4 protein-coding genes and 1 pseudogene are annotated in these 3659 nt (G+C 55.8%); all 5 read right to left on the bottom strand.

What is annotated here, in order from left to right:
• Positions 1-1223, bottom strand: a 1223-nt coding sequence (gene pilV, locus P792_RS23435) for a shufflon system plasmid conjugative transfer pilus tip adhesin PilV (protein ID WP_023977709.1), incomplete at its 3' end; no start/stop codon positions are given.
• Positions 1224-1264: 41 nt separating this feature from the next.
• The gene (pilM, locus tag P792_RS0117845; RefSeq protein ID WP_023977708.1) at positions 1265-1747 is read right to left on the bottom strand and encodes a type IV pilus biogenesis protein PilM; all 483 of its coding nucleotides are present in this window, start codon (positions 1745-1747) and stop codon (positions 1265-1267) included.
• A 6-nt stretch (positions 1748-1753) separates the two neighbouring features.
• A complete protein-coding gene (locus P792_RS23430) occupies positions 1754-2275 on the bottom strand; it encodes a type 4 pilus major pilin (RefSeq protein ID WP_023977707.1) in 522 nt (173 codons plus the stop codon).
• Between the two features lie 25 nt (positions 2276-2300).
• On the bottom strand, positions 2301-3422 hold the full coding sequence (locus tag P792_RS23425; protein ID WP_023977706.1) for a type II secretion system F family protein: 1122 nt from the start codon (positions 3420-3422) through the stop codon (positions 2301-2303).
• 2 nt (positions 3423-3424) lie between these two features.
• Positions 3425-3659 (bottom strand): annotated as a pseudogene (locus tag P792_RS37315) (DNA-binding protein); the annotation flags it as partial.

Here is a 3659-nt window from a genome sequence, read left to right as displayed (position 1 = left end):
GTGATCGCGTTATTCGTAAAAGGCCCGCTCGTCGCATTCAGGGCGAGCGTTCCCGACACCCATGACCCGTTGTTGAATGTCGCGCCGAGAATAGACCAGCGACCGTTAACGCAATTCAGCGTTGTGCCACTTCCATCGCTCGAAGCGGAGATCAGGCCATTATTGGAACAGCCCGCGCCCGCGGTTGCGTTTGCGCTAAGCTGGACAGCGTTCGAGGCGGTAATCGTCGAGGCCGCTAAGGGCGCCAACGAGCCATCCTGATGCTGCATATAGACTTGCCCTGGGGTACGTATAGCCGCGTTGTTGTCGTCGCCGTAGAATGACGCGCTGCCCTCCGTGAGGTTGTTGCCGGATGGAAGTCCCAACGAGCCTGCAGAAATCGGCGCAAAGCTGCCGTCCGGGTGCTGCACGAAAAGTCGCTCCGGGGCGCGGATGGCGGCATTCTGGCCATCACCGTACATCGAGGCGTTTCCGATTTGCAGACTATTGCCGGGATCTAGCCTTTCGCTATGAGCCGTAATCTGGTTCCCTACGCTCACATTGTTGTTCACCTGCGCGCTACCAATGGCATTTATATTATTGCCATTCATCCCCAGAGGAGCATTCATGGTGTTAAGCTCAGGGTGCCCAGGTATGTTGTCGCGATAGAGAACGTCACTGTTGTACTGTGCGCTCGCAGAGGCGGTAGCGATACCATAAAAATGTCCCGCGCCAGGGTTGGGAAGACCCGACAGAGGCAAACGCCATTTACCCATATTGCCGATTGCGATCCCGCTATTGAGCGATGCCACGACATTATCAGGAGGAACAAAGCCGGATTGCCCTCCTGCCATGCCGACGACAGCGGACAGGGCCGAAAAATTCAGCACCGTGCCACCAGAACTATCGACATAGGCTTCGATCTGTCCGGACTGTGGCTGAGTAAGAAAAACTTGCCAGTATTGTCCGAATGGATTTGATGCCGTGAAATTAGGCGGCAGGTCATTTGCAGAAATCAGTGTGGAAAGACCAAGTTGCGTGATCGATCCGACCGGCACGGATGCCAGAATCTGTGCTGAGTTGGCATCGACATAGGACTTCGTGCCATTCAGGAGGCTTTGGAACTGGCTGGCTGCGGCTGCATAGACGACACGGTTCTGCCCCTGCTGATGCACGCTGGAAAAAAGGCTGGTCATGTAGATGCTCATAAGCATCGAGGCGATCATGGCCATGGCTTCGTGCATGATAACTTATCTCCGAACCGGCAGACGAAAATGGATACGGGTCAATTCGAATATCCGGTGCCAGTGAACGTGACGACAGAGACGATATCCCCGGTAGGGACCGGGGCAGGGATCGAACCCATGTCGCCAAAATAGGGGGTTGACCACCGCGTTCCCGAGGATGTGCCGATAGAGCGATCACCCTGAGAGGCTTGCATGACGGCATCGATGAGACCGGCTTGAGGTGCCGCCCAGGTAACTATCGTCGTGCCAGCATCCGATCTGATAATGGTGTTGCCCGGAGAAATCAGTGTTGTAACACCACTATCGAGGGCCAGAGCGGAAAGAGGAATTGCACCCGATTCCAGTCCCGGATGATCTGAGACGTAGAACTGGACGGCGTTTTTGTATGCTAGAAAGGCATAACCAGCCCCGGTTTGATTCTGCGTCTGTGGGAACAGACCTTTGTAGATCGTGCGGTCCGACGCTATTTCCGCCCGAAAAAGCACGATCAATGCAAGACCCAGAAAAACAAAGGCTGCCATAGGATTTTACTCGAAGTTCATCACGTAAGACAGAACAATATTGTTCATCGCACCGGCAGTACCGTTACAGGCTTGCGCCACGGCAGTTGAGACACTGGAGGTGGGGGAGAAGCCGATCTGCGTGCCGTTTACATTGATGTAATTGACGGCTGCTGCGTTCGCCAGCTCCGAGCAGGCCGACGCCGGAACGCCTGACCAGGTTTCGTAAAACGAGCCGCCGTCAGCGCTGCTCGAAAGATTGACGTAACTGGTTGACCACGGACCTTTTATGGTCTGCCCGTCGCCGTTCAGCATACTACGTGGCACGGAGGCGGTAGAGATGGCCAAGGCGTTGCTGACCGACGAAAAGTTTGTCGATCCATTCTGATTGCCGCCAAAGTTCGATTTGATATGATTGGCGATATAGTCCGCGTCCTGAACGGCGGTGGATGCCATTCCCCCGGAGAACATATGGACAACGGCGATAGCGGCCTGAGCTGCAAGGTAAATTGTGACCAGCAAACCGCCGATCATCGCGAGTGCATTCATGTCGTATTCCTATTTCGAATTGAAGTTAGAAGTGTTTCGGAATAAATCCGTAGAGCTGACCAGTCATCGCAGCGACCAGAAAGTAAACGGTTAAAGTACATACCATCTCGACCGAGCGTGCTAGTATGATTGATCTCTTCTCGATTTCGTCCGCCCAGATAGAGCAGCTTTCAAGAAGCCCGTCATAGCTTTCACTGTCGCCCGTCCATCTCGCGTCGATATCATCGATCATGTCGGGGGATGGAAAAAAGAACCCTGATTCATCAAGCGCCGCAGGCAGCAGCTTAGCGTGTTGGCCCATGAGCAACGCAAGTCGATCCAGACGCTCGCGTAACCAGCGCGATGCGTATTCTGCCTGTTGCTCAAGAACCTTCGTCTCCGATCGTCCTGATCGGACGAGAATAACGAATGTAGAAAGCCAGACGTAGCCGTGCAGCCCGCGATAGGTTGACCAGGGCGGAAAGCGTTCCAGAAAAACCCGGACACGCCCCGTAAGAAGGAAGAGGCTCGATATCAGGGCCAACGTGAGGACCAGCAGCGCAAGTCCGAGATAGGCCGGACCGCTGCCGGTAGCCCATTGTGCGACACTCACAAGGTGGCGTTGCGAAGGCGTTGGCGTGGACTGCGAGAGATCCATCATTGCCTGTAGGGACGGTAGCGCCTGCCGCGCCGTGAAAATCATGGTCCCGATCAGCAACGAAAGGTACATTAAAAACGAGCCGTACATCCTTAGCGTGGCGAACACTATGCGACGTGTGCGACGGCGCAGATCGATCAATAGCGCCAGTGCTGTTGCCACGTCTCCGCTCGCTTCGCCCGCAGTGATAATCGCGTATTCATCGCGTGGGATCACGGACTGTAGCGCACGTGCAAGTTTACGGCCCTGTTGCGTCATATCGAAATGCGCACGTGCCAGGATCGCCGCCGTAGCGGAGCGTCTGGTGCGACGTAAGCGCCGGATATGACGTTCGAACAAACGCTCAGCCGTGCTGGGTTTTCGACCTCTCATACGGGGTATCATGATCTCGTAGAGAAGTTCGCGATGCCCCCACCGGAATGTGTAGAGTGCCAGGATGCGGCCGAACGGCGTCAGGCCCTGCATTCCCTTTGCGGTATTGCGATCCTGCGTCAGAATTTCAATCGCCATGGCTAGACGCCCTCTTCCATCAGTTTCTCAGCGTTGCGCTGATCGGCGGCGCGCTCGAGCGCACCGCGTTTGCGATCAAGGTCAAGCTGCGCCTTGGAGGGGATCTCCCCGACATCAGTCAGGATGGATTTGGGGTCGATGCGTCCCTCGAACGCGAGGGCGATTGCGCGCTCTGCCATGGTCCTGTCTGCATCGGGACGAGAGCGGAACCTGCGTCGGGCAGCTGTGACGCCTTTG

This window comes from Asaia sp. SF2.1 (assembly GCF_000505765.1).
Lineage (GTDB): Bacteria > Pseudomonadota > Alphaproteobacteria > Acetobacterales > Acetobacteraceae > Asaia > Asaia bogorensis.
This window is presented reverse-complemented; position numbering and strand designations above follow the sequence as displayed.

Excerpts from the sequence above, each read along its gene's own strand:
- pilM (WP_023977708.1), bottom strand. The coding sequence starts at position 1,747 with ATGGCAGCCTTTGTTTTTCTGGGTCTTGCATTGATCGTGCTTTTTCGG.
- P792_RS23430 (WP_023977707.1), bottom strand. The coding sequence starts at position 2,275 with ATGAATGCACTCGCGATGATCGGCGGTTTGCTGGTCACAATTTACCTT.
- P792_RS23425 (WP_023977706.1), bottom strand. The coding sequence starts at position 3,422 with ATGGCGATTGAAATTCTGACGCAGGATCGCAATACCGCAAAGGGAATG.